Source organism: Neisseria sp. P0001.S005, assembly GCF_051963715.1.
Genome location: NZ_JBQCTZ010000630.1, coordinates 1 through 428, shown reverse-complemented (window position 1 = coordinate 428; position 428 = coordinate 1). Strand labels below are relative to the sequence as shown.

Annotated in this window: 1 protein-coding gene; it reads left to right on the top strand. The window is 58.2% G+C overall.

Annotated features, from left to right (window positions below; all coding sequences use genetic code 11):
* On the top strand, window positions 1-428 hold a 428-nt coding region (locus tag ACTHSP_RS22095; protein ID WP_440347022.1), incomplete at both ends, for an Obg family GTPase.

The window sequence follows — 428 nt, the reverse complement described above, 5'->3', positions numbered from 1 at the left end:
GTCCTCGCCGACGTCGGCTTGTTAGGCATGCCCAACGCCGGTAAATCCACCCTGATTACCGCCGTATCCGCCGCACGCCCCAAAATCGCCAACTACCCCTTTACCACCCTGCATCCGAATTTAGGCGTCGTGCGCATCGACGAAAACCACAGCTTTGTCATGGCCGATATCCCCGGCCTGATTGAAGGCGCGGCAGAAGGTGCAGGCCTCGGCCACCGCTTTCTCAAACACCTATCGCGCACCGGCCTGCTGTTGCACGTCGTCGATTTGGCGCCCTTCGACGAAACCGTCAACCCTGCTGAAGAAGCCCTAGCCATCATCAACGAATTGCGCAAATACGATGAAGAACTTTACGGCAAACCGCGCTGGCTGGTGCTGAACAAACTCGACATGCTCGACGAAGAAGAAGCCCAAGCACGCACCGCCTC